Here is a 19,411-nt window from a genome sequence, read left to right as displayed (position 1 = left end):
GCCGGAAGGATTCGAACTCAGTGCCGCAGCCCCACCCCGATGGCATGTCGCTCATCGGCTGCAGCACAACGCCTCCCAGTAGGTCCTCGTTTCTCGCGAAAGCTGACGGCCCCGGCACCTCCCATGTCAACTTTGCGGCCGCAACTCGCGGAAACCCATGGGATAGACTATGTGCGCTAATCCTGCCGCCGTGTAGGTTCTCGCACTCGGTTCGGGGAATCACGGCCGCAATCATGCCGATCGGCTAGGGCTGCCATATGGAGATTGGTACGAGCCGAACTCATTGAGCGCGGGCTAAAGCCGGAGACAGTGCTGTGGAAGCTAACCTGTCAGTTTTTCAGGACCTTGTTCTCCGCTCTACGGGTGACCTTCGCTCAAGTGTCCGTGACGCTCTCGTGAAGCATGCGACGCCCCCCTGGAGCCATGACCAGAAGCGAGAGAACGACATGGCCGCCCATGCGGGCGCGGGCGCCGATCTCATTGCGTTCGTGCGAGAACCTGGCGATGGCGTCGATGCGGTCTGCCTCGTCCTCTGGTCCCGTGACGACGCTTACGAGGTCACCAATATCGTGCCTCGCGATGTCGGCGAGTTGGGTCACCAGCGCTACAACGCGGCTCTTCAGGACTTCATCGCTCGCGTTGCCAGACCCGCCGCGACCGCAGCCCGCTTCGAAATTCAGACGACCTCGGCCCAGCAAGGGTTAAACGACTGGCTACCGGCGGCCGCCGCTGACGCCCTGCGCCGGTTCTCCGCGACGGCCAACAAGTCCACCGGATCATCGCACCCTTCGGACCGGAAGCGCTGGTTCGCGTTCCTGCTCCAAGCCCATCGAGATGCTGGCTCATTCGACACCGACCGTCTCGTACGGTGGTTGACGGAAGTGGAAGGTTGGCCTGACGACAAGGCGCACGATCTGGCGATCGAGTACGAGTTCGGCCTCGCGCTTCTCAACGAATACGACCGCACTCGGACGTAGCCTGATGGCCGGCACCGCCATCGCGCGCATTTCGGCGCTCGGCGCGCCTGTTCTATGCTTCGACACCTGCACGGCGCTCGATCTCATGCGCGACCCGACCCGAGATGCCGTCCGGGCGCATGAGCGTCAGGCCGCTCTGGCCCTCCTGGCCGCGGCCGAAGGCGGAACCGATCTGGTGCTGTTGATAGCCGACCAGGTCGCGTTCGAGTTCAGGGAGAACGTAACGACCGTCGAGGAGGAAGCGATCCAAGCGCTCAGCCGGTTGAAGGCGCAAGTCCGCCGGATTGACGCCGTCGCTGCTGCTTACGGGAGCTCCGGGCATGCCAACTTGGATCACCTCGACGATCATGTGATGCGCGCGCGGACAGTCGCGAATCGTTGGATCGCCGCGGCGACGCCAGCGCAGCAGGGGTCGGATATCGCCTCGCGGGCCTTTCTACGCCTGAATCAGGCTCGGACGCCGGCCAAAAAGGGCAAGGATTCGATGAAGGACTGCGTGGTGATCGAGACTTATCTCGACACGGTAGCGCAGCTTCGCGCGGCGGCCCTCGCGTCCAAGATCGTCTTCGCGTCCTCGAACACGAAGGATTACGCCGGCGCGACGGGGACGACCCTAAATGCGGATATCGCCTCCGAGTTCTCCGCCCTCAATCTCGATTACGCGCCCAATTTGGCCGCCGGCAAACATCAGCTCGGCCTGTAGGCAAGTGTCTGCGGAGGTCGGGCGAGCTCGCATCCTACTCGGGCCGATGGCGCGGCCACGCCGTTCTGGCGGCTTTCGCTGGCTGCAGCGGGGGCATGATCCCGCCGTATGCGAGCCAAGTACGGCAGTCGGCTATGCCGATTCCGCCGCCAAAGGATCGACAGTCATCTCCGGGAAGATCGCTTCCAGCTTACGGAGCGCTTCGGTAGCTAAGCCCCGCGCTCGGACGTGGACGCCGATGTCGCCCCACGGGAAATCGGGGTCGGCAGCGGCCGACGCCCAGTTTAGGCTGGTGACGACGAGATCGTCTTTGTCCCAGGCCACGAACTTGCCATGCAGGGGGATCTTTCTCGTCCTGACGAGCGCGAGGCCGTTCGACCGAGCCTCCTCAGCGAGGACGCGAGCGTGCCTGTTCTTCAGCGGTCCGGTCGGCTTGGTGTAGACAACCGTGGCTCGGACGCCCTCGCGGCCGGCGGCGACTTCGCCCTGCATGAGTGCCCCAGGGCGCGCCGTGGAGCCGAGTAGGTTGCTGCCGACCACGAACCGTTCGCTCGCGGCACCGCTCGCGGCCCTGATCAACTGATCATGGGCGTCTCCCACCACGAGCGAGACTTCCGCACTTCCTCCCGGCGACGGGACCCGGCGTAGGTCGCGAGCCGTAATGTACATCTCCGTAGCGATCGTGTCGGCGAGCCCTCGCCGTCCAACCATATTCTGCAGCGCTACGGCGACGTCTGCCACCGCACGCTGATCGCGAAGGAGGACCGTCAACTCGACGGCTTGGAAGGGCGACGACAGCCAGTTGCAGGAGCCCACACCCGCGATCCAGCCGTCCTCTGCCGTATCGAGCAGTATCAGCTTCGCGTGTGACCCGGTCGAGCGCATATGGACCTTGAAGCGCCCGCGCAGGTCTCGATCTTCACCAACAACGCGAGCGATCTGGGAGGCCTGCGCTGCGTTCCGCCGCTCCGTCTCCTCGTCCTTCTCGGCCCCCCACAACAGGTCAAAGCTAACGCCGCGGGCGCACGCGGCCTTGATCGGGCCGGACAGGACGGAGAACCGCGCGGCATCCAGAAAGGTCGAGTGAATAACCACGCGTCGATGAGCGTCCGCCAGCAGGCGCTCCAGGCATCGACCCTGGGCCGACCCGCCGATGATGAGATTCGCGTCGTCGAAATTGCATCTGTGCACGACAGGTTGCGGATCGAAAATCTCCTTTGGACCCGCATAGGTGACGGGTACCTCCGTTGTTCCGCGGGGCAGGGCGGCCGCCTCGGCGACGAGCCCCCTGAGACTCGGACCTGCCGTTTCCGGAAGGCCCTGGGGGATCCCGTCGATGACTCGTAGAACCATGAACTCGTCGTCGCGCATGATGGCCGTTCGGCCGTCCACCAAGGCGACCTGCTCGTCCCAACCCCGCGCAGCGATGTCCGACAGACGGTTGAGGTTGGCGTCGTGCGACATCGACGGCCCACCGCCCTCGACCGAGACGACCCGCACCTCTGTCCCCGCGCGACGCGCCTCCTCGAGCCTGTACGGGGTCATCAGCCGGATCTGGCGGGTGGGAAAGAAATCGCCCGTCGCCCACTCGATGACAAAGCTGACTCGCCGCGAAATCCGCTTTGGATAGAAGGGAAGCGGGTTGCCGCTGCTCACGGACTTGAAGCCGAAGGGGCTGGCGCGAAACGCGACGGTTCCTTCTCCGACCGTGACCTCCACGAGGCGGAAGCGCATCAGCCGTGCGATTGAGGCGACGATGATTTGGGGCGGCAGGTCCGCCGCGGCCGCGAGCGCCGCGATCGACTTCGATTGGCGGGTGATCGCCCAGAGCACCAGCTCATCGATGACGCTCCACGCGCGGCCGCGGTCGATTCCGACCTTGCAAGCCACACGGAACACCGGGATAGCGATGAGGACGCTCACCGGCGAGCCCTCAGCTCCGCCGGGGCGACCAACGACGCCAAAGGCAGATCGCCTCGCTTCCGGCGCGCCAAATCCTCTATCGCGTCTACCATCTCTGTCAGGAACGACAGGTCGTGAGACTCGGCGTCCGGGTTCACGCCTCGGACCGCCTCGCGCATAAAGGCCAGGCTCCCGACGATGATCAGCTGCGACTTCGCGCGGCTGAGTGCTACGTTCATGCGGCGCCGATCCCGAAGAAAGCCGAGCGCCCGCCCGCCTGTCATCGCGTTGTTCCGAACGAGCGAAAGGACGACCACGTCGGCCTCGCTGCCCTGGAAGGAATCGACCGTCCCCACGAAAGCGCCGTTGCTGCGCACCGCCCTGAACTCGTCGAGATGCTTGAGTTCGCGGCCGCGAGCCGATGCCACGCGATGGTGGAGCTTCTCGACCTGCGCCTTGTACGGCGACAGGATTGCAAGGCTGGGCGGGTCCTCGGGGTCGCGAGCCCGCAACAGCCGGAGGACGTCCACGACGGCGTCCACCTCACGTGGGTTGTGCCACCGCGGCCGCGCCTGCTCGAAAGCTTCCACTCGACCGGTCGCGCTGACGTGCGGGAAGTCGACGACCACGACGGGGGAGGCAGGTAGCGCGCCGTGGTGCACCATCGGCGGCGGCTCCCTTTCGGCAGCCTTGGCGCGCTTTTCCTCTGTGGTGAGACGGCGATTGTAGAAGGCCTTGGAGACGATCTCGGCAATCGCCGGGTCCATCCGGCGTTGCTCGGTCAGGGTAGCGGCGACGGGGCGGTGGGCGGGGTTGGTGAGAGCGCGCCGCTCGTCGTCGTCGACTACCGTCCGGAAAGGCTCGAGCAGCCGAAGGGCTGCGCTTGACGTCTCGCGCAATGTATCGGCGTCGCCCCTGATCTCCTCAAGCTCATCGAGCTCGCCGTCCCGGAGGAGCGGTCCGATCATCTGCTCGGCGATGCTCAACGCTCGCTCGACGAGACTATGATCGCTTAAGATTTTCACGAGCCGATCGGCCTCGAACGGCGGCAGCTGGTGGTGGTCGCCGATCAGAAGGCGACGACCCGAAAGCATTAGGGGGCCGACCAGCTCCGGTCCGATCGCCTTTGCGGCCTCCTCAATTAGGACCCAGTCGAACTGCTCGCGCGCCTCGACGAGGCGCTCGACATCGGGGGAGTTCGCCGTCGAGATGACGATGTTGGCGGCGTCGAGAACAAGATGGGAGACAGCCCCCAGACCGGCGCGGTGATCGCGATCCACCGTTTCCTTTGCCGTCTCGAGCCGGCCGGCGGCCTCCTTCAAAGCCGTCACTCGCGCGCGGATCGGTGAGGGCGCGTCCGCCGCGAGAGTGCTGCGCGACAGTCGTTCGAGATAGTCGAGCCCGGCGCGATGAACCTCCTCGTCGCTCGTCGGCCGCTGATCGTTGGTGGTCGAGCGCACGACGAGGACGTCGGTGAGCGCTGCCTCCGCCAAGCTCTCCTTGATCTTTTGCTGGAGGTTGTCGAGTGCATCGTGACCCTGCGCGCTCACGAGCATTCGGGTGGAGCGATCGGCAACAAAGCGACGGCGAACCACCTCGGTCGCTAACTTCGTCTTGCCGACACCCGGCGGGCCGACAACGAAGTATGCGGGGAGCGTCGCCCAAAGGCCGGCGAGCGCTTCTTGCTTTGGCACGTCGAGGTCCAAGAAAGCGGGGTCCTTGCGATCCTCCTCGCTCAAGGTCTCACGGCTGGACCGACGAACGCGCCATGGGTCGGCGAGCATTTCGGCGAGGTCCACTCGCGTGTCGAGGGCCTTGATGTTGCGCAGCCGTCGGCCGATGACTTGCTCGGTCCCGGTGTCGCGCTCAGTGCGCAGGAAGAAGCGATCACCGTCTGGGAGCTCCTCGTCGATCTCGAACCGGTAGGCCCGCCGCCCACGGTGCTCGACGACATCGACGAAGCTCGCCACAACGTCGCCCGCCCGTGTCGCGCCCAGGCTAGACGCTTGGCTGATGCGCCACTTCGCCTCGGCGTCTTGATGCTCCTCCTCGAACAAACGCCTGAGCGCGTTGGCACTCTCGAGGAGGCCAACTTTCTTGGCGACGCCGTCTCGCTCGTTATTTGGCTCGGCCCGAAGCACCACGAAGCGGCGCCCTCCGGCGCGCCCACTTTCCAGCACCTCAATCGGATAAACCTCAAGCGCCTTAACGACGGCTTCGACGACCTGCACCAGCATGAGCGCACGTCTTATGGCGGCGGTCTCGCTCGGGACTTCGACTTCGCGCGCTTGCGCGGCGAACCCGCTCCAGTCGAGGGCGTCCGGTCCCAGCCGTCCCCTAGTCTCCTGCGCTTCGCGCGCGTTCGCGGTGACGATAACGCCTTGCGTCAGCGCATGCTCCTCGGCATCGCCGAGGCTGAACCTGCTGCCCCTGACCTCGGCGCCTTGGGCCACCGCGATATCCCATAGCGCGACGCCGCCGTCCCGGAAGGCTCTAAGGCGGTAGACCATGTTGTCGGTCACGAGCCGGAGCTGAGACCTGCCGGGATCGAATGCTTGCGGCACCAGCAGCGTGGCTCCCGCATCGAGGTCCGCCTGGACCCAATCGAGCTGCCGACGGTACTCGTCGCCCGCGATCTCGCCTTGGGAAGCGTCGTAGATGGCTTCGCCGAGCCTCGCTGCGGCGTCGAAGGTCAGGACAAAGGCGCCGGCGCGCGCGGTCGCGGAGCGCCCCACGGTGACGATCAGATCGTCGATGGCGCGCCCGATCGAGCCAGCCTCCAGGTGGTCCATGCGTCCGGGAGCGACAAGGCGCTTTAGGAGAACGCGTTCCGGCACCTGCAGCATGATCGGCACCTCAAGGCCGGCTCGGGGCACGATGTCACCGGACGCCCTGACTTCCGAGTCGAGGCACTCAGCAGCGAGAAGCCCGAGAGCGCGCCAGTCCTCGGCGAAGGAGTAGCTTTCCGCGCGGTTGACGGCGGTGGCGGGAGTCACTCTGGCGTGAGAGTGCTCGGCGACATCAGCGCTGAGCCATAGGCTCCACTCGAAGCCCCCGAGCTGAAAGTCGGGCTCATCCGCCCCCTCGGTCATGATCGCGTCCGCGGTCAGTCGGCCGTGCACGAGGCCTTGGGCATGGACGATGCCGAGCGCGGTCACCACCCGCTTCAGGTTCCGCCAGAACAGGGTGCGGGGTCTAGGCGCGCCGAGGTTGCGTAGCCAGTGCGGCCGCGGCGCGCGGCGCCGGCGCTCGACAAGAGGCTGGCCAACGCGTTCGAGGACGACACCGAAGTTCTCGTCGTCCTCCACGAACTCGAGTACGTCGACAATAACGTCCCGAGCGCCCGCATATGCCATGACCCGTTGCACCTGGCGCATCTCGTGATGCCAGAGCTGGCGAAGGTCGTCATCGACCGCCGTGCCCGTTTTGCGCCAGAGCTTGAGCGTTCGTTCGAGGCCGGTGATTCGATCCTCGACCTCGAACATCGCCGAACGCAGGGCCTCGCGGTCGCCGGCCGCCACGGCGTCGCCTACGAAGACGAAGCGCTCTTCCAGGCTCGATCTGCTGCGTTTCGGCCTCTTTGCGCTGACCATGAGGAACAACTCGCCCAAATCCGAACTAAAGGGAGAAAAAAAGCTAGATCACCACCTCGTGTGAGCCCGCACGATCGGCGCGAGCGTTTTGCACACAAGATTTCATCATCTCACTCGTCCTCAGTATCCGAGAGAGTGGGGCGGGCAAGATCGTAACCCTGTGGTGGGAAGACGGAAGGGAAACGGTCTACCGTGCCGCACCAGGCTGCCGCGGCCGGAGAAAGCCATCCCGTCACTTCCCGCATCGACCGGTGGTGCTTGCGCAGATCCCAATGCAGGATCGGTTCATGATGGGCGATGCGGTTGCGCAAGATCCTGATCGGCGTCAACGGCCGGGAGAGCTGCTTGCGGCTGAGCCGCCGACCGGCAGCCTTCATCGCGATCGCGTTCAGGGTAGAGCGCCACAAGTCCTCGTAGGCGGGACTGACCATGGCGGTCCAGAAGCTGAAGGTGAGCGCGGCCACCACCCGGCCGGGCAGGGGCTCTTTACCCTCCCTGGCGAGATCGGCGAGCGCTACTTCGACCTGCTCGCGCTGGTGCGGCGCCTGGAGCAGCCCCTCCGTCTCGAACCAGCGCTCCCCGTGGGCTGCCGCCATGACGGTATGGATGCGGTTGCGGAGCGCGAGTTCCAGCACCTGGAGCGGCGTGTAAAGCGCCTCCGAGAGCCGGGTGTTTAGGGCATAGAGCTCCAGCGCGGCCGTCCGATCGCCGCCGGCCCAGGCTACATAGCGAGCGAAGCGCTCAAGCGACAGCGCCGCCTCCATCTTGGCGACCGCGGTCACGACCGCCTCCGGCGAACCCTTGCCAACGGGTGGGGTTTCATCTATCTATACCTACGGACACCCCGGGACCGCCTCTGCCTTCGGCATGCGCCCGGGGTAAATCGTTTCTAGGCTCACGCGCCCCGCCGGTGCTTCGGCGTCTCGGCCCGCTTTTGAGCCTCGCGCGCCTCCCGCTTCTTCGCCTTTGCCTCGGCGAACTCCGGCTCCAGCTTCTGCACCCGTTCGACGAGGCCGGTCAGGTGGTAGACGTTGGAATTCCAATCGCCGGCCGCGGTCCGCCGCATCTCGCGCGTCACCAAGCCCGCCTTTTCGAGCGCTCGGATGTTGGTCTGGATCGTCTTCGGCTTGCAGCCGATTCGGTTGGCAAGGTCCGCCTTGGATGGGAACGGCGCGCGGGCCGGGTCGCGCCAGTAGTCGAGGAGCTGCGCCAGAATGTTGAACTGGAGCGGCGTGATGCCGAGCCGACTCTGGGCCTGGATCAGGATCGAGGGGAGGGCGGTGTAGCCGTGGGTGAGCACGGGCTTGCCCCAGATGCGCTCGTGGGACGAGATCGTCTTGCCAGGTTTTTTCGGAAACTCGACGACAGTCGCGGGTGCGGAATCGGTCATAGAGCTTGGTCCTTTCGCCACGAACCTACGAACCGGCCGGTCGCCCTTCAATGGATCGGGCCCACGTGGGTATGGCAATCTGTCGACCTACCCAAGTAGGGCTCTTTACGCTCGTTACGGCTTCACGGTGACACGGTATGCGATGTTTCAGTGGCAGCTTCGGGCCTAACCTGAGGTGGCGCGATAACCCACCCCTGGGTTATCAGGACTCCACACCTCTCTGATGAGCCTTGCTGAATGTCCGTAGGACCCCGGCGTTGGCGCATAGCGTCACCTACCTCCCTCGCGAGCACGGACGACACGGAGCATGTCGCCTATGCTCGCCCCGCCGATGCGACAACGGGCGATCACCCGATCGAAAACGACGACGCGTCCACTCCGGCCGCGCTCTGCAGTGCAGGTCACGGGGCGATGCAGCGCGACCCGCGCCAAGGCGAATTTCGCCAACTCTCCGCCTGACGCCTGCAGCTCCGGCGCGTCGAAATCCGCGAGACGGACCTCGATCCATTCCCCGGGATTCGTGTTGCTTCCGATGCACAGACTATCGCCATCACCGACATAACGGACGACGCCGGCGAAAACCTGACCCGCGCGGGAGGGCAGCTCGCCCTCGCAGGGATCGGCAGAAGCCGGCGTCGCAATCGCGAGTAGAAAACCTGCGCCCAGCCAGTGCAGCCAAATGCGATCGATCACGCCGCTTTCCTGTCGGATTTCCGAGCAGCCTTCTTGGCGAGTAGAGCCCGCACGAATTTGTCCCACCGCCTCATGCCGGCGCGCTTCTCGGGCATGTAGTTCCAACGGTCGTAGTTCTTGGAGCTCACGTCCTGCAGCGCGTGGTTCTGAATGCGATCCCGGATCTCCTTCGGTACGCCAGCCTTCCCGGCAAGCGTCTTCCAAGTCCGGCGCAGGTCCCGGTTCGTCGCGAACGGGATAACCCCTCGATCCCGCTGCCGCCACACGAAGCTGTAGAGCGTGCCGTGACTGACGGGCTTCGACGGGTCTTTCGCCGACGGAAAGAACCAACCGTGCGCGTTCGGCTTGATGGACTCGATCAGCTCCGCCGCGATCGAGGGGACAGGCACGGCGTGCGGCTGCAGGTTCTTAGTCTTCGACCAGTCGATGATGCGCTCAGCCGCGTCCCACTGGTCGACATGGAGGCGGGCGATCTCCTCCACGCGCTGGCCCGTCAGCATGATCAGCTGAACAGCGCGAGGATAGGACGGGTGGACCGGCACGTCGGGGCACTCGAGCCAGCGATAGAGCCGAACGAACTCGTCCTCGTCGAGCCATCGCGTGCCCTGCACCTTGGGCTCGGTCGGGATGCCCGACGCGGGGTTGTACACGAGTCGGAAGCGCCGCGGTGTGGCGCTGCGGTAGTCGTGCTCTGACTTCATGCCCCAGCTATAGGCCGCGTGGATGTAGGACCGGACGTGGTCGGCCATGGCGCGTGAGCCGCGGTCGTAGATCGGTCGGATGACCTCCACGATCTCCTCGGGCTCGATCTCGCGCGCCGGGCGGTTCCGCCCGAGCGTGTCGGCCACCTTGTTCAGGCCCTTCTCCGTCTCCTTCCAGGACGGCTTCCCGGCCGCCTTGAGGGCCTTCACGTAGCCCTCAAACAAGTCCGCCACCGTCCCCGGCCGGGTGTCGCCGGCGATCTTGATGCTGCGGCCCTTCTGGATCGCATCGGCGAAATCCCGCTTGAACAGCTCGCGAGCCTGAGCCAGCGATGTCGACGGATAGGAGCCGATCTTTCGCTTGAACCGGCGGCCGTCGCGCCATTGCTGCGCCATCCAATCGGCCGTCACACGAGTGGGCATCGGCTTCAGAGCGAGCACGAGCCGGCCCGTACCTCGACCCTCGCCGTCGATGAGGTTCTCCTGCTTCCCGGTGAGCTCGACCCGCTTCAACGCTTGCCTGATCTCGCCATCAGTAAGGCTCGGCACTCGGATCTCCTATCGGCTCTCCAGCCGGATCACCGCACGGGTGCGAGCTGGGATCGGTCGACGGGTAAGAGGGAGCGGCAAACGGGGTATTTTGCTCTCTCGATCCCCTCGAAACCGCCCCCAATATGCCCCGAGCCGCCCCCAGTGCGCAAGACAGAAAATGCCTGTGCCTATAAGTGCTTAAGCGTGATCGAACGTGAGTTTCAGAGGCCAAGTGGGGTGGTTGTGGACCAGAATCAGCGACGAGGCGGCGTGTTCCAGCGCCCGCTTCATCACCTCCCGCGCATAGACCGGCGTATGGTCGACGGTGCCCTGCTGCTGGATCTCGTCGGCGATCAGCCGGTTCTTGCGGTCCAGGAACAGCACGCGGAACTGCTCCACCCTCAGATGGCCCAGATCGGCCATCAGATAGTCCATCAGCGCCTGCCATGACGCGAACAGCGGCCGGTTGATGACCTCTTCGCGCATGGAGCGGATCTTCAGCCCCTCGGCCAGCTTGATCTGCGCCAGCACCGCCGGGCCGACGCCGTCTACGGCCTTCAGCCGGGCCGGCTCGGCATGCAGCACGTCGCCCAGGCTGCCGAAGGTCTGAAGCAGGCGCTTGGCGATCGGCTTCACGTCGCCGCGTGGAATGGCGGCGGCGATCAGCAGTTCCAGCAGTTCATAATCGGCCAGCGCATCGGCGCCCCGCTCCAGCAGCCGGTCGCGCAGGCGCTGGCGATGGCCGTGGTAATGGGGCTTCGCCGTTCCGCTTTCGGGCGCCTCGGGCAGCGCCGGCCGGGCGACGCGGCCCGAGGCTTCATCAAGGCCCGTCGCCGATGTCCGCACCGGGCCCGCCTCCTGCCACCAGGGCATGGATTCCACGTCCAGAACCGGCGGCTGCGGTGCGGCCGACACTGCCTGTGGTGCCTCTTCGGCAGGCCGCGCCGCTGCACGCGCGATCATATCGGCGGCGCGGGCGAAACCGGTCACCGGCGCCGCGGTGGTCTGGTTCGGGTCGGGGCGGCGCCGGTCGGTCATCGCGATCGTGGATCCCCTGCGGGTGCCGTGGTCAGGCGGCGATGTCGGTGCGATAGGGCGGCCGGTCGAGGCCGAGGGGAGAGCCGGTAAAGATCTCGTAGCCGGTCTCCGTCACCGCCACCGTATGCTCGAACTGGGCCGAGAGCTGGCGGTCGCGGGTGACGGCGGTCCAGCCGTCCGACAGGATCTTCACGTCGGGCCGGCCCAGATTGACCATGGGCTCGATGGTGAAGAACATGCCCGGCTTCAGCTCTTCGCCTTCGCCGCGACGGCCGTAATGCAGCACGTTGGGCTGGTCGTGGAAGACCCGGCCGATGCCGTGGCCGCAGAAATCCCGCACCACGGAGCATTTCTGCTTTTCCACGAAGCTCTGGATGGCATGGCCGATATCGCCGAAGGTGGCGCCCGGCTTCACCGCCGCGATGCCCAGCATCATCGAGTCGTAAGTGATCTCGATCAGCCGCTCGGCCTTGCGGGAGATCTTGCCGACCGGGAACATCCGGCTGGTATCGCCGAACCAGCCATCCAGGATGACGGTGATGTCGATGTTGACGATGTCGCCTTCGACCAGCGCCTTCTGATCGGTCGGGATGCCGTGGCAGACCACGTGGTTGACCGAGGTGCAGATCGACTTGGGGAAGCCCCGGTAGTTCAACGGCGCCGGGATGGCACCATGATCGAGGATGAAGTCGTGGCACAACTGGTCGAGGCGTTCGGTTGTCACTCCCGGTTGTACATGTGGAGTGATGAAGTCGAGGACGTCGGCGGCCAGACGGCCCGCCTTGCGCATGCCCTCGAAATCCTCGGGCGCGTGGATCTTGATCATCGTTTCCTGCTTTCCCCCGGCGTCATCCGCCGGACCGAACCGGGTGTTCTGCGCGACCGGGTGTTCTGCGCGATGGCTTCTTTGACTGCATAGATATTACACCAGCGGCCATCCGGCAATCGCGGGACATGCGCGTTTTCGTGACGTCGGTCATCTGCCGCTTGCAGAACCGGCGACCGGCAGCAGCCCCGTGAAGCCGATGCCCCGGGGCGTTGCCTCGAAGCCGAGTGCCAGAACCCCGACCCCGGCCGCGCGGGCGGCATCCAGCGCCGCGGCATAGGCCGGGTCGATATCGGCCGCGACGTCGACGCGCGCCGCATCACCGCGCATCACCGCATAGATCAGTATGGCCCGGGCGGCGCCGCTCTCTGCCAGCGCCGCCAGTTCCGCCAGATGGCGGGCGCCGCGGGCGGTGCGGGCGTCGGGAAACTCCCCCAGCCCCGGCCTGCGTGACAGGGTGACCGATTTGACCTCGACATAGACCGGCAGGCCGCCCGCCCCCGGGGCCGGGTCGACCACAAGGTCGACGCGTGAGGCCTGGCCATAGCGCACCTCGCGGCGGAGCGTCGTGCCGGCGCCGCCGAGGCCCGGAACCAGCCCGGCGCGGATCACATCCGCAACCAGCCCGTTGGCGCGGCCGGTGTCGACGACCACATGGGCGCCGCCTGCCACCTCGACCAGCACCCAGGACAACGGCAGCTTACGCTTCGGATCGGCCGAGCGCTGCAGCCAGATCCGGGAGCCGGGCTCGGCAAGGCCGGCCATGCTGCCGGGGTTGGCGACATGGGTGGTGGTCTCCGTACCGTCCTCAAAGACGATATCGGCCAAAAAACGCTTGTAGCGCCGCACGAGACGCGCAGGTTCCAGCGGCGGCGTGAAGACGAGGCCGGGATGGTCGGTATCGGAAAGGGCCGCCATCGGCCGGGGCAGGGTGTCGGTCATGGCGTCAGACTAGGCGCGGGCCTGCCATGGCGCAAGCGGTCGCCCGATGGCCTGCGGACTGGAAGCCTGCGGCGACCGCGGTCATAATCGCGACCGAACGCCATCAATCGGTCGGATGTGTGACGGGGACGAGCATGAACAGGCGCGGTTCGGGAACACAGATGCCGCGGCGCGCCGTGGTGACCGGGGCGGGCGGCATGCTCGGCCGGCACGTGGTCGCGCGGCTGACGCAGGATCCCGGCTGGGCGGTCACCGCCTTCATCCGCCCCGAAACCCCGGCAGAGGCGCGCGGCTGGCTGAACGCCCGGGGCGTGCAGCTGATCGAGGCGCCGCTGACCGACGCCCATGCCATGGCGGCGCAGACGCCCGATGATACCGATGTCTATCTGCATCTTGCGGCCGACACCTCCACCGACCCGCGCGACAGGGCCCGGCAATGGCAGACCAATGTGGCGGGCACCGCGGCGGTGGCCGAGGCGGTGCTGCTGACCCGCGTCCGCCGGCTGGTTCATGTCTCCTCGGCCTCGGTCTATGGCTTCGATCGCCGGCGGGTCGACGAGCATTGCCCCAAGGTCGGGGCCGATCATCCCGTGGGTTACGTGGCGAGCAAGGCGGCTGCGGAAGAGGCGGTGCAGGATGCGATCGCCCGCGGCGTGGATGCGGTGATCCTGAACCCGGGCCATATGCTGGGCGCCTGGGACCGGCACAACTGGGCCGGGCTGATCCGGCTGGCCGCCCGCGGCCGGCTGCCGGCGATCCCGCCCGGCGGCGGCAGTTTTGCAGGCGCCGCCGCGGTCGCCGATGCCGTGATTGCCGCCGCAGATCGTGCGATGATCGGCGAGAACTATCTTCTGGGCGGGCCCGAGGCGAGCTTTCAGGAGCTGATCCGCCGGGCGGGCGACATTATGGGCCGGCGGCTGACCGACCGGGTGGCGCCGCCCCGGCTGCTGATGGCGGTGGCGCAGACGCTCGGCCTGGTCTCGCGGCTGACCGGCCTGCGCCCGGCCATCACGCCCGATGCGGCGCGGATCACCTGCCACATGGTCGCGATCGACAGCGACCGGGCGAAGCGCGACCTGGGATATGCGCCGCCGCCGCTCGACAGCATCCTGCGCGAGACCATCGACTGGTTGATCCAGGCCGGCGAGATCGACGCGCCATCTTCAAGCACGGGACCCGTCCGATGACCGAGACCACCCCCACCCCGTCCATTGCCGCCGACACGAGCCCCGCCACAGGGGGCGGCTCCCGCACCGCCGCGGTGCTGGTCATCGGCAACGAGATCCTGTCGGGCCGGACCCAGGACGTGAATGTGCGGATGATCGCGACCAAACTCGCCCCGGCCGGCATCCGGGTGATCGAGGTGCGGGTGGTGCCCGATGTCGAGGCCGAGATCGTCGACGCCATCCACGCGCTGGAGGCCAAGGCCGATTACGTCTTCACCACCGGCGGCATCGGCCCCACCCATGACGACATCACCGCCGAGGCGGTTTCCAAGGCCATGGGCGTGCGGCTGATCCGCCATCCTGAGGCCGAGCGCCGGCTTCAGGCCTATTACCCGCCCGACAAGCTGACCGAGGCGCGGCTGCGTATGGCCAACACGGCCGAGGGCGCGACGCTGATCGACAATCCGGTCTCGATCGCCCCCGGCTTCCGGATCGGCAAGGTCCACGTGCTGGCTGGCGTGCCGCAGATTGCGGCCGCGATGATGGACAATGTCGTGCCCACGCTTGAAGGCGGGGCGGTCACCCGCGCCGTCACCCTGGTGGTCGACGGTGCCGAAGGCGAGATCGCCCAGCGCCTGGGCGAGGTTCAGGACCGCCATCCGACCGTCGAAATCGGCTCCTACCCCGCCTTCCGCGGCGGCAAGCCCTCGGTCAGCCTGGTGCTGCGCGGCACCGACGATGCCGAACTCGATGCCGCCGAGGCCGATCTTTCCAAGGTGCTGGGCGAGATGGCCGTTCCCATCCTCTTCCGGGAAGGGTAACGAGATGGCACCCGGAGGTACTGGACAGTGAAAGCCGTTCCCGGTATTGGTGCGTTCGCAGCGCACGGGTTACAATGTGCCTACCCTCGCGCGCGGACGTGGCGAAACCGGTAGACGCAGCGGACTTAAAATCCGCTTCCGTGAAGGAGTGCGGGTTCGACCCCCGCCGTCCGCACCACTCCCTCTTTTCGGCATGCATATTGCAACATTCGTCCCCGACAGGCTTCGTAATGCCGGGGACGTAACACCATGGATGTACAGGCACGCGGTGCGGGCGGCTTTCCCGCCCAGTATTTCAGCCAGGTCGGCAGAGCTGAACAGCTCACCCGCCTGACCGGACCGGCGGCACAACTTGCCGCCCTGGCGGTGCCCCCGGCAGAATCTGCCGGGGCGGCATCTTCTGCCGGCCGCATGTCTTCGGCAGGATTGGCGGCGCCGGCTGCAGGCGGGGCGAGTGCGACCAGTCAGACGCTGTTCGACGCCCAGATGATCGGCCAGGCCGAAGACAAGGTGGCAACTTCGGCGGATGAAGCCACGGAAGCTGCCGGTTCCTCTTCAGCCGGTTCCTCTTCAGCCGGTGCGTCCTCGGGAAGCGTGACTGCGTCGGATGACGACAGCGGCTGGTCGGCGGCCGAACGGGCTTTCATGGATTTCATGTCCATGACCCCGGCCGAACGCTACCGTCAGATGTTCCTGGCCGATGAAGGACTGACCGAGGAAGACCTGGCGGCGATGTCGCCCGAGGACCGGGCAAAGATCGAGACGAAGATCCGGGAGCGGATCGACGCGGCCGTCAAGGATCAGGCGACCGAGGGCGTGGGTGATACGGCTTCGGCGGATGCCGGCGCCGTGCCGCAGGCGCCGGTATCCGCGGGGACGCCACCGCCGGAGGTTGCCGGCGCTGATGCCGTACCTGGGACCGGCGCGCCGGGTGATGCTTTCGGTTTTGGTGACGGCAGCGACCTGGATGAGATGATCCGGCTCGCCACCCGGGCCTGATCCCGGACCCGTCATCTGCGGTCGGGGTGAGGCCGGGGGGCGCCCTCGAACAGCTCACCTTCCGCCCGGTCCAGATCCTCAAGCCCCTTGGCGAGGCTGGCGCCCCAGACCAGATGTGCCGCGATCATCAGCAGATTGCGGCGCCAGGGGTGGCGGGTTGCCGGTTTCAGGATCCGGGCGGCCGGGATCCAGCCCAGATAGCTGGCCGCCCAGACGGCGACGCCATAGCCGGCCCCCGCCGCCAGCCCGCCCCGCGGGCGCAGCAGGGCGAAGACCGCGCCCGACGCGGCGCCGAAAGCGAAATGGGCGAGCAGGGTATGGCGGCGCCGGGCCTGCTCGTCCTCGGTGCGGTCTGTGGTTCTGTCGACGATCTCACGCGGGGGCAGGGGGTAGCGGTCCTCTTCAGGCAACAGCGGCCGCATGCGGCGCATCGCGGCGGTCATCGCCACCGTTGCCATCACGCCGGCGATTGCACCGAGCAGGGTGGTGTCGAGACGGGGGGCTGACATCGGATCCTCCTCCCTCCGTCACGCGCGGGCCGGACGGCTGCGCCGGTGGCGCCCCGCCAGCCAGAGGCCCAGAACCAGCCCGCCCGCAGCCAGCGCCGCCATGCGCATCTGCCGTCCATTGCCGGCGCTCTCCGCCCAGCCGCCATGGACGGCATGGCTGTGCCGGCCGGGGCCGAACACCGCCGGATCGCGGCGGTCAGCGGCCCGCCGGTTGCGGGTCACTTGCGCCGCCCGGCCGAACCGCCCGGTCAGCTGGTCGGCAAGCCCCGGCATCAGCCGGTTCACAAGGCCGAGCCCGCGGGTGGCGCGGCCGACCCAGGCGGTCCGCCTGCGCCGGGTGACCGCCTCCCAGATCGCCTCTGCCACCGTCTCGGGCGGGTAGACCGGCGGTGTCGGGCGGGGGACGCCCTCGGCCAGGCGGGCCCCGGCATGGGCGAAGAAGGGGGTGTCGGTGGCGGGCGGATGCACCAGCGCCAGATGGATCCGGCTGCGGTCGTGGATCAGCTCGGTCCGCACCGCCTCGGTGAAGGCGGCGACGGCGGATTTCGCGGCGGCATAGGGGGCGAGCAGCGGCATCGGGCGCAGGGCCACCACAGAGCCGATATTGACGATCACGCCCTGGTTGCGGGGGCGCATGCGGGCGAGGGCGGTGCGGGTGCCGTTGACCACCCCCAGATAATCCACCTCGGTCACCCGCCGGAATTCCTCTTCCGCCACGTCTTCGAAGGGCGCGTAGAACCCGACCCCGGCATTGTTGATCCAGGCATCGATCCGGCCGTAGCGGTCCTCGATCGCCGAGGCGGCGGCATCCAGGCCGCGGGCGTCGGAAACATCGGCTACGGCGGCCACCGCCTCGCCGCCCTCGCGCAGGATGTCGTCGCGCGCATCGGCAAGGCCGTCGGCGCTGCGGGCGATCAACCCCACCCGCCAGCCGCGCCGGGCGAACAGCAGCGCGGTGCAGCGCCCGATCCCCGATGATCCGCCGGTGATGACCACCACCGGGGCCGTCTGGTCCCGGTCGCCTGCCTGCGGATGCCGTGTCGTGGTCTCGCGCATGATCAACTCCGTCTGGTTCCGGAAGGACGGGCCAGCACAACCCGCTTCGGCCACAACCCGGCTCGGCACGGCCGGGTTCCGGTGGGACCGACGGTCGGCCGCTGCCGCTATGCCTTTGCTGCTGCGGTGAGGGCGATATCGCGTACATGTGCCCGTCGTGGACGCCGACACCTCGGGTCGGCTTTACCGGCGGCCCCGCACTGTCCGGGGATCGTGTGGCTGATGATCGCGAAACCGATGATACCCTTGGTCGGCGACTGAACGGGACGGGAGTGCAATGATGAATACCAGCAGCAGGCGGCCGGTCTGGATCGAGGCCGCATTGAACGGTCCCTGGGGCCGCGACCGTCAGCCGGGTATTCCGGTGACGGAGGCGGAGATCATTGCCGATGGCATTGCGGCCGCCCGGGCGGGGGCGGGCATCATCCATGTCCATGCCTATGATCCCGAGACAGGCCGGCAGAATGATGATGGTGCCACCTATGCCCGGATCATCGAGGGTATCCGCGCCACCACCGATGCCCTGGTCTATCCCACCATTCCGCTTGCCGGTGCGGCGCTCACGGGTCAGGCCGCCGGCCCGGCCGCGCGTTTCGCCCATATCGACTTCCTGGCATCCCGCGGCCTCATCGAGATGGCGGTCATCGATCCGGGCACGGTGTGCTTCATCGATCGCCGCGACGGACCGGCGGCGTTGGCAAGCTTCGTCTACACCAACACCGAAGCCGAGATCCGCCACGGGCTGGCGCTTGCCGCAACCCATCGCCTGGTGCCGAGCTACGCGATCTATGAACCGGGCTTCACCCGGGCCGGTGCCCTGCTGGCCGGGCAGACGCCCGGCCTTGCCACGCCGCTCTACCGGTTCATGTTCTCCGATGCCTTCGCCTGGGGGTTCCCACCCCGCCGCTATGGGCTTGAGGCACATCTGGCTCTGCTCGGAGAGGCTGCCCCGGCTGCCCCCTGGATGATCGCCGGGCTGTGTGTGGATCTGGAGGATCTGCTGCCGCATGCGGTGGCGGCCGGCGGCCATGTCCGAACCGGGCTGGAGGATGCGCCGTTCGGCACCGAAACGGGCAATGCCGGTCTGGTCGCACGAATGGTGCAGATGGTCGAGGCGGCGGGCGGCCTGCCCGCCACGCCTGCAGAGATCCGGGCCGGGCTCGGTCTCGGCGACTGAGCCCGGCGGCCCTTGGATCAGCGCAGCTCGATCTCGACGAAGGCGAAGGGCTCGTCGCCGTCATTGATCACATTGTGATCGGTGCCGGCCGTGCCGGTATAGGACGCGCCGAAAGACCGCTCCACCGTCCGGGCGGCGCCGTCGGGGCCTTCGATGCGCAGCCGGCCATTGGCCAGCGGCACGACCACATAATCCAGATCATGGCAGTGAGACCCCGTCTCGGCGCCGGGGGCGAAGCTCCACAGCGTTACCCGCACCCGGTCGTCATCGACCTGAAGGGTGGGCACGGCCTGGGGGCGGGCGGGGGGGGTGGCGTCGGTCATGGTGGCTGGCACTCCCTGTATGTCGCCCGGCCGGGTCTCTCCCGCCGGTCGGGCGCGTCTTCCG

18 protein-coding genes and 1 tRNA gene are annotated in these 19,411 nt (G+C 67.2%); 7 read left to right on the top strand and 12 right to left on the bottom strand.

The annotated features are described in order from the left end of the window. Positions 1–446: 446 nt before the first annotated feature. Positions 447–977, top strand: coding sequence for a hypothetical protein (locus tag TMO_RS10960; protein ID WP_014745692.1), 531 nt, complete (start codon positions 447–449; stop codon positions 975–977). A 4-nt stretch (positions 978–981) separates the two neighbouring features. Further along, the gene (locus TMO_RS10955; protein ID WP_014745691.1) at positions 982–1,680 is read left to right on the top strand and encodes a PIN domain-containing protein; all 699 of its coding nucleotides are present in this window, start codon (positions 982–984) and stop codon (positions 1,678–1,680) included. A 132-nt stretch (positions 1,681–1,812) separates the two neighbouring features. Here TMO_RS10955 and TMO_RS10950 read toward each other — a convergent pair whose 3' ends face one another. The 9 genes from TMO_RS10950 to sfsA form a co-directional block, all read right to left on the bottom strand. Then, entirely contained in the window at positions 1,813–3,603 is a 1,791-nt protein-coding gene (locus TMO_RS10950) for a phosphatidylserine synthase (protein ID WP_014745690.1), read from the bottom strand. Beyond that, positions 3,600–7,175 (bottom strand): DEAD/DEAH box helicase, encoded by a 3,576-nt coding sequence (locus TMO_RS10945; RefSeq protein ID WP_014745689.1) that lies wholly within the window; start codon positions 7,173–7,175, stop codon positions 3,600–3,602. The genes TMO_RS10950 and TMO_RS10945 overlap by 4 nt, the downstream gene beginning before the upstream one ends. Positions 7,176–7,285: 110 nt before the next feature. After that, positions 7,286–7,957, bottom strand: coding sequence for an Abi family protein (locus TMO_RS10940; protein ID WP_014745688.1), 672 nt, complete (start codon positions 7,955–7,957; stop codon positions 7,286–7,288). A 113-nt stretch (positions 7,958–8,070) separates the two neighbouring features. Continuing rightward, positions 8,071–8,565, bottom strand: coding sequence for a helix-turn-helix domain-containing protein (locus TMO_RS10935; RefSeq protein ID WP_014745687.1), 495 nt, complete (start codon positions 8,563–8,565; stop codon positions 8,071–8,073). A gap of 270 nt (positions 8,566–8,835) precedes the next feature. After that, positions 8,836–9,258 carry a thermonuclease family protein gene (locus TMO_RS10930; RefSeq protein ID WP_228382219.1) on the bottom strand — a complete coding sequence of 141 codons (423 nt, stop codon included), beginning with the start codon at positions 9,256–9,258 and terminating at the stop codon, positions 8,836–8,838. Continuing rightward, the gene (locus TMO_RS10925) at positions 9,255–10,508 is read right to left on the bottom strand and encodes a tyrosine-type recombinase/integrase (protein WP_041604915.1); all 1,254 of its coding nucleotides are present in this window, start codon (positions 10,506–10,508) and stop codon (positions 9,255–9,257) included. The genes TMO_RS10930 and TMO_RS10925 overlap by 4 nt, the downstream gene beginning before the upstream one ends. 180 nt (positions 10,509–10,688) lie before the next feature. Further along, positions 10,689–11,528: a JAB domain-containing protein gene (locus TMO_RS10920; RefSeq protein WP_014745685.1), complete on the bottom strand. Its 840-nt coding sequence runs from the start codon at positions 11,526–11,528 to the stop codon at positions 10,689–10,691. A 31-nt stretch (positions 11,529–11,559) separates the two neighbouring features. Further along, positions 11,560–12,354 carry a type I methionyl aminopeptidase gene (map, locus tag TMO_RS10915; protein ID WP_014745684.1) on the bottom strand — a complete coding sequence of 265 codons (795 nt, stop codon included), beginning with the start codon at positions 12,352–12,354 and terminating at the stop codon, positions 11,560–11,562. Between the two features lie 150 nt (positions 12,355–12,504). Then, positions 12,505–13,296: a DNA/RNA nuclease SfsA gene (gene sfsA, locus TMO_RS10910; protein WP_014745683.1), complete on the bottom strand. Its 792-nt coding sequence runs from the start codon at positions 13,294–13,296 to the stop codon at positions 12,505–12,507. Between the two features lie 161 nt (positions 13,297–13,457). Between sfsA and TMO_RS10905 the strand changes: the two genes are divergently transcribed. The 4 genes from TMO_RS10905 (at position 13,458) to TMO_RS29405 (ending at position 16,282) form a co-directional block, all read left to right on the top strand. Beyond that, the gene (locus TMO_RS10905; protein WP_014745682.1) at positions 13,458–14,483 is read left to right on the top strand and encodes an NAD-dependent epimerase/dehydratase family protein; all 1,026 of its coding nucleotides are present in this window, start codon (positions 13,458–13,460) and stop codon (positions 14,481–14,483) included. Further along, positions 14,480–15,283 (top strand): competence/damage-inducible protein A, encoded by an 804-nt coding sequence (locus TMO_RS10900; protein WP_014745681.1) that lies wholly within the window; start codon positions 14,480–14,482, stop codon positions 15,281–15,283. Before TMO_RS10905 ends, TMO_RS10900 begins: the two co-directional genes overlap by 4 nt. Before the next feature lie 92 nt (positions 15,284–15,375). After that, positions 15,376–15,461, top strand: a tRNA-Leu gene (locus TMO_RS10895). A 308-nt stretch (positions 15,462–15,769) separates the two neighbouring features. Continuing rightward, positions 15,770–16,282, top strand: a complete 513-nt coding sequence (locus TMO_RS29405; protein ID WP_145978113.1) for a hypothetical protein — start codon at positions 15,770–15,772, stop codon at positions 16,280–16,282. A gap of 11 nt (positions 16,283–16,293) precedes the next feature. Here TMO_RS29405 and TMO_RS10885 read toward each other — a convergent pair whose 3' ends face one another. Both TMO_RS10885 and TMO_RS10880 read right to left on the bottom strand, forming a co-directional pair. Next, on the bottom strand, positions 16,294–16,791 hold the full coding sequence (locus TMO_RS10885; protein WP_014745679.1) for a hypothetical protein: 498 nt from the start codon (positions 16,789–16,791) through the stop codon (positions 16,294–16,296). An 18-nt stretch (positions 16,792–16,809) separates the two neighbouring features. After that, complete coding sequence (locus TMO_RS10880) at positions 16,810–17,847, bottom strand: SDR family oxidoreductase (protein WP_051045500.1); 1,038 nt, start codon at positions 17,845–17,847, stop codon at positions 16,810–16,812. 277 nt (positions 17,848–18,124) lie between these two features. Here TMO_RS10880 and TMO_RS10875 point away from each other — a divergent pair, with 277 nt between their 5' ends. Next, positions 18,125–19,024 carry a 3-keto-5-aminohexanoate cleavage protein gene (locus TMO_RS10875; RefSeq protein WP_228382218.1) on the top strand — a complete coding sequence of 300 codons (900 nt, stop codon included), beginning with the start codon at positions 18,125–18,127 and terminating at the stop codon, positions 19,022–19,024. A gap of 17 nt (positions 19,025–19,041) precedes the next feature. On the opposite strand, the gene TMO_RS10870 is transcribed toward TMO_RS10875, so the two are convergent. Next, entirely contained in the window at positions 19,042–19,347 is a 306-nt protein-coding gene (locus tag TMO_RS10870) for a cupin domain-containing protein (protein WP_014745676.1), read from the bottom strand. Positions 19,348–19,411: the final 64 nt, after the last annotated feature.

This window comes from Tistrella mobilis KA081020-065, assembly GCF_000264455.2.
Taxonomy (GTDB): Bacteria; Pseudomonadota; Alphaproteobacteria; order Tistrellales; family Tistrellaceae; genus Tistrella; species Tistrella mobilis.
This window is presented reverse-complemented; position numbering and strand designations above follow the sequence as displayed.

What these genes read in the sequence shown, in the direction of transcription:
- TMO_RS10960 (WP_014745692.1), top strand. Translation starts at nt 447, where the DNA reads ATGGCCGCCCATGCGGGCGCGGGCGCCGATCTCATTGCGTTCGTGCGA.
- TMO_RS10955 (WP_014745691.1), top strand. Translation starts at nt 982, where the DNA reads ATGGCCGGCACCGCCATCGCGCGCATTTCGGCGCTCGGCGCGCCTGTT.
- TMO_RS10945 (WP_014745689.1), bottom strand. Translation starts at nt 7,175, where the DNA reads ATGGTCAGCGCAAAGAGGCCGAAACGCAGCAGATCGAGCCTGGAAGAG.
- TMO_RS10935 (WP_014745687.1), bottom strand. Translation starts at nt 8,565, where the DNA reads ATGACCGATTCCGCACCCGCGACTGTCGTCGAGTTTCCGAAAAAACCT.
- TMO_RS10920 (WP_014745685.1), bottom strand. Translation starts at nt 11,528, where the DNA reads ATGACCGACCGGCGCCGCCCCGACCCGAACCAGACCACCGCGGCGCCG.
- map (WP_014745684.1), bottom strand. Translation starts at nt 12,354, where the DNA reads ATGATCAAGATCCACGCGCCCGAGGATTTCGAGGGCATGCGCAAGGCG.
- sfsA (WP_014745683.1), bottom strand. Translation starts at nt 13,296, where the DNA reads ATGACCGACACCCTGCCCCGGCCGATGGCGGCCCTTTCCGATACCGAC.
- TMO_RS10905 (WP_014745682.1), top strand. Translation starts at nt 13,458, where the DNA reads ATGCCGCGGCGCGCCGTGGTGACCGGGGCGGGCGGCATGCTCGGCCGG.
- TMO_RS10900 (WP_014745681.1), top strand. Translation starts at nt 14,480, where the DNA reads ATGACCGAGACCACCCCCACCCCGTCCATTGCCGCCGACACGAGCCCC.
- TMO_RS29405 (WP_145978113.1), top strand. Translation starts at nt 15,770, where the DNA reads ATGATCGGCCAGGCCGAAGACAAGGTGGCAACTTCGGCGGATGAAGCC.
- TMO_RS10885 (WP_014745679.1), bottom strand. Translation starts at nt 16,791, where the DNA reads ATGTCAGCCCCCCGTCTCGACACCACCCTGCTCGGTGCAATCGCCGGC.
- TMO_RS10880 (WP_051045500.1), bottom strand. Translation starts at nt 17,847, where the DNA reads ATGCGCGAGACCACGACACGGCATCCGCAGGCAGGCGACCGGGACCAG.
- TMO_RS10875 (WP_228382218.1), top strand. Translation starts at nt 18,125, where the DNA reads ATGATGAATACCAGCAGCAGGCGGCCGGTCTGGATCGAGGCCGCATTG.
- TMO_RS10870 (WP_014745676.1), bottom strand. Translation starts at nt 19,347, where the DNA reads ATGACCGACGCCACCCCCCCCGCCCGCCCCCAGGCCGTGCCCACCCTT.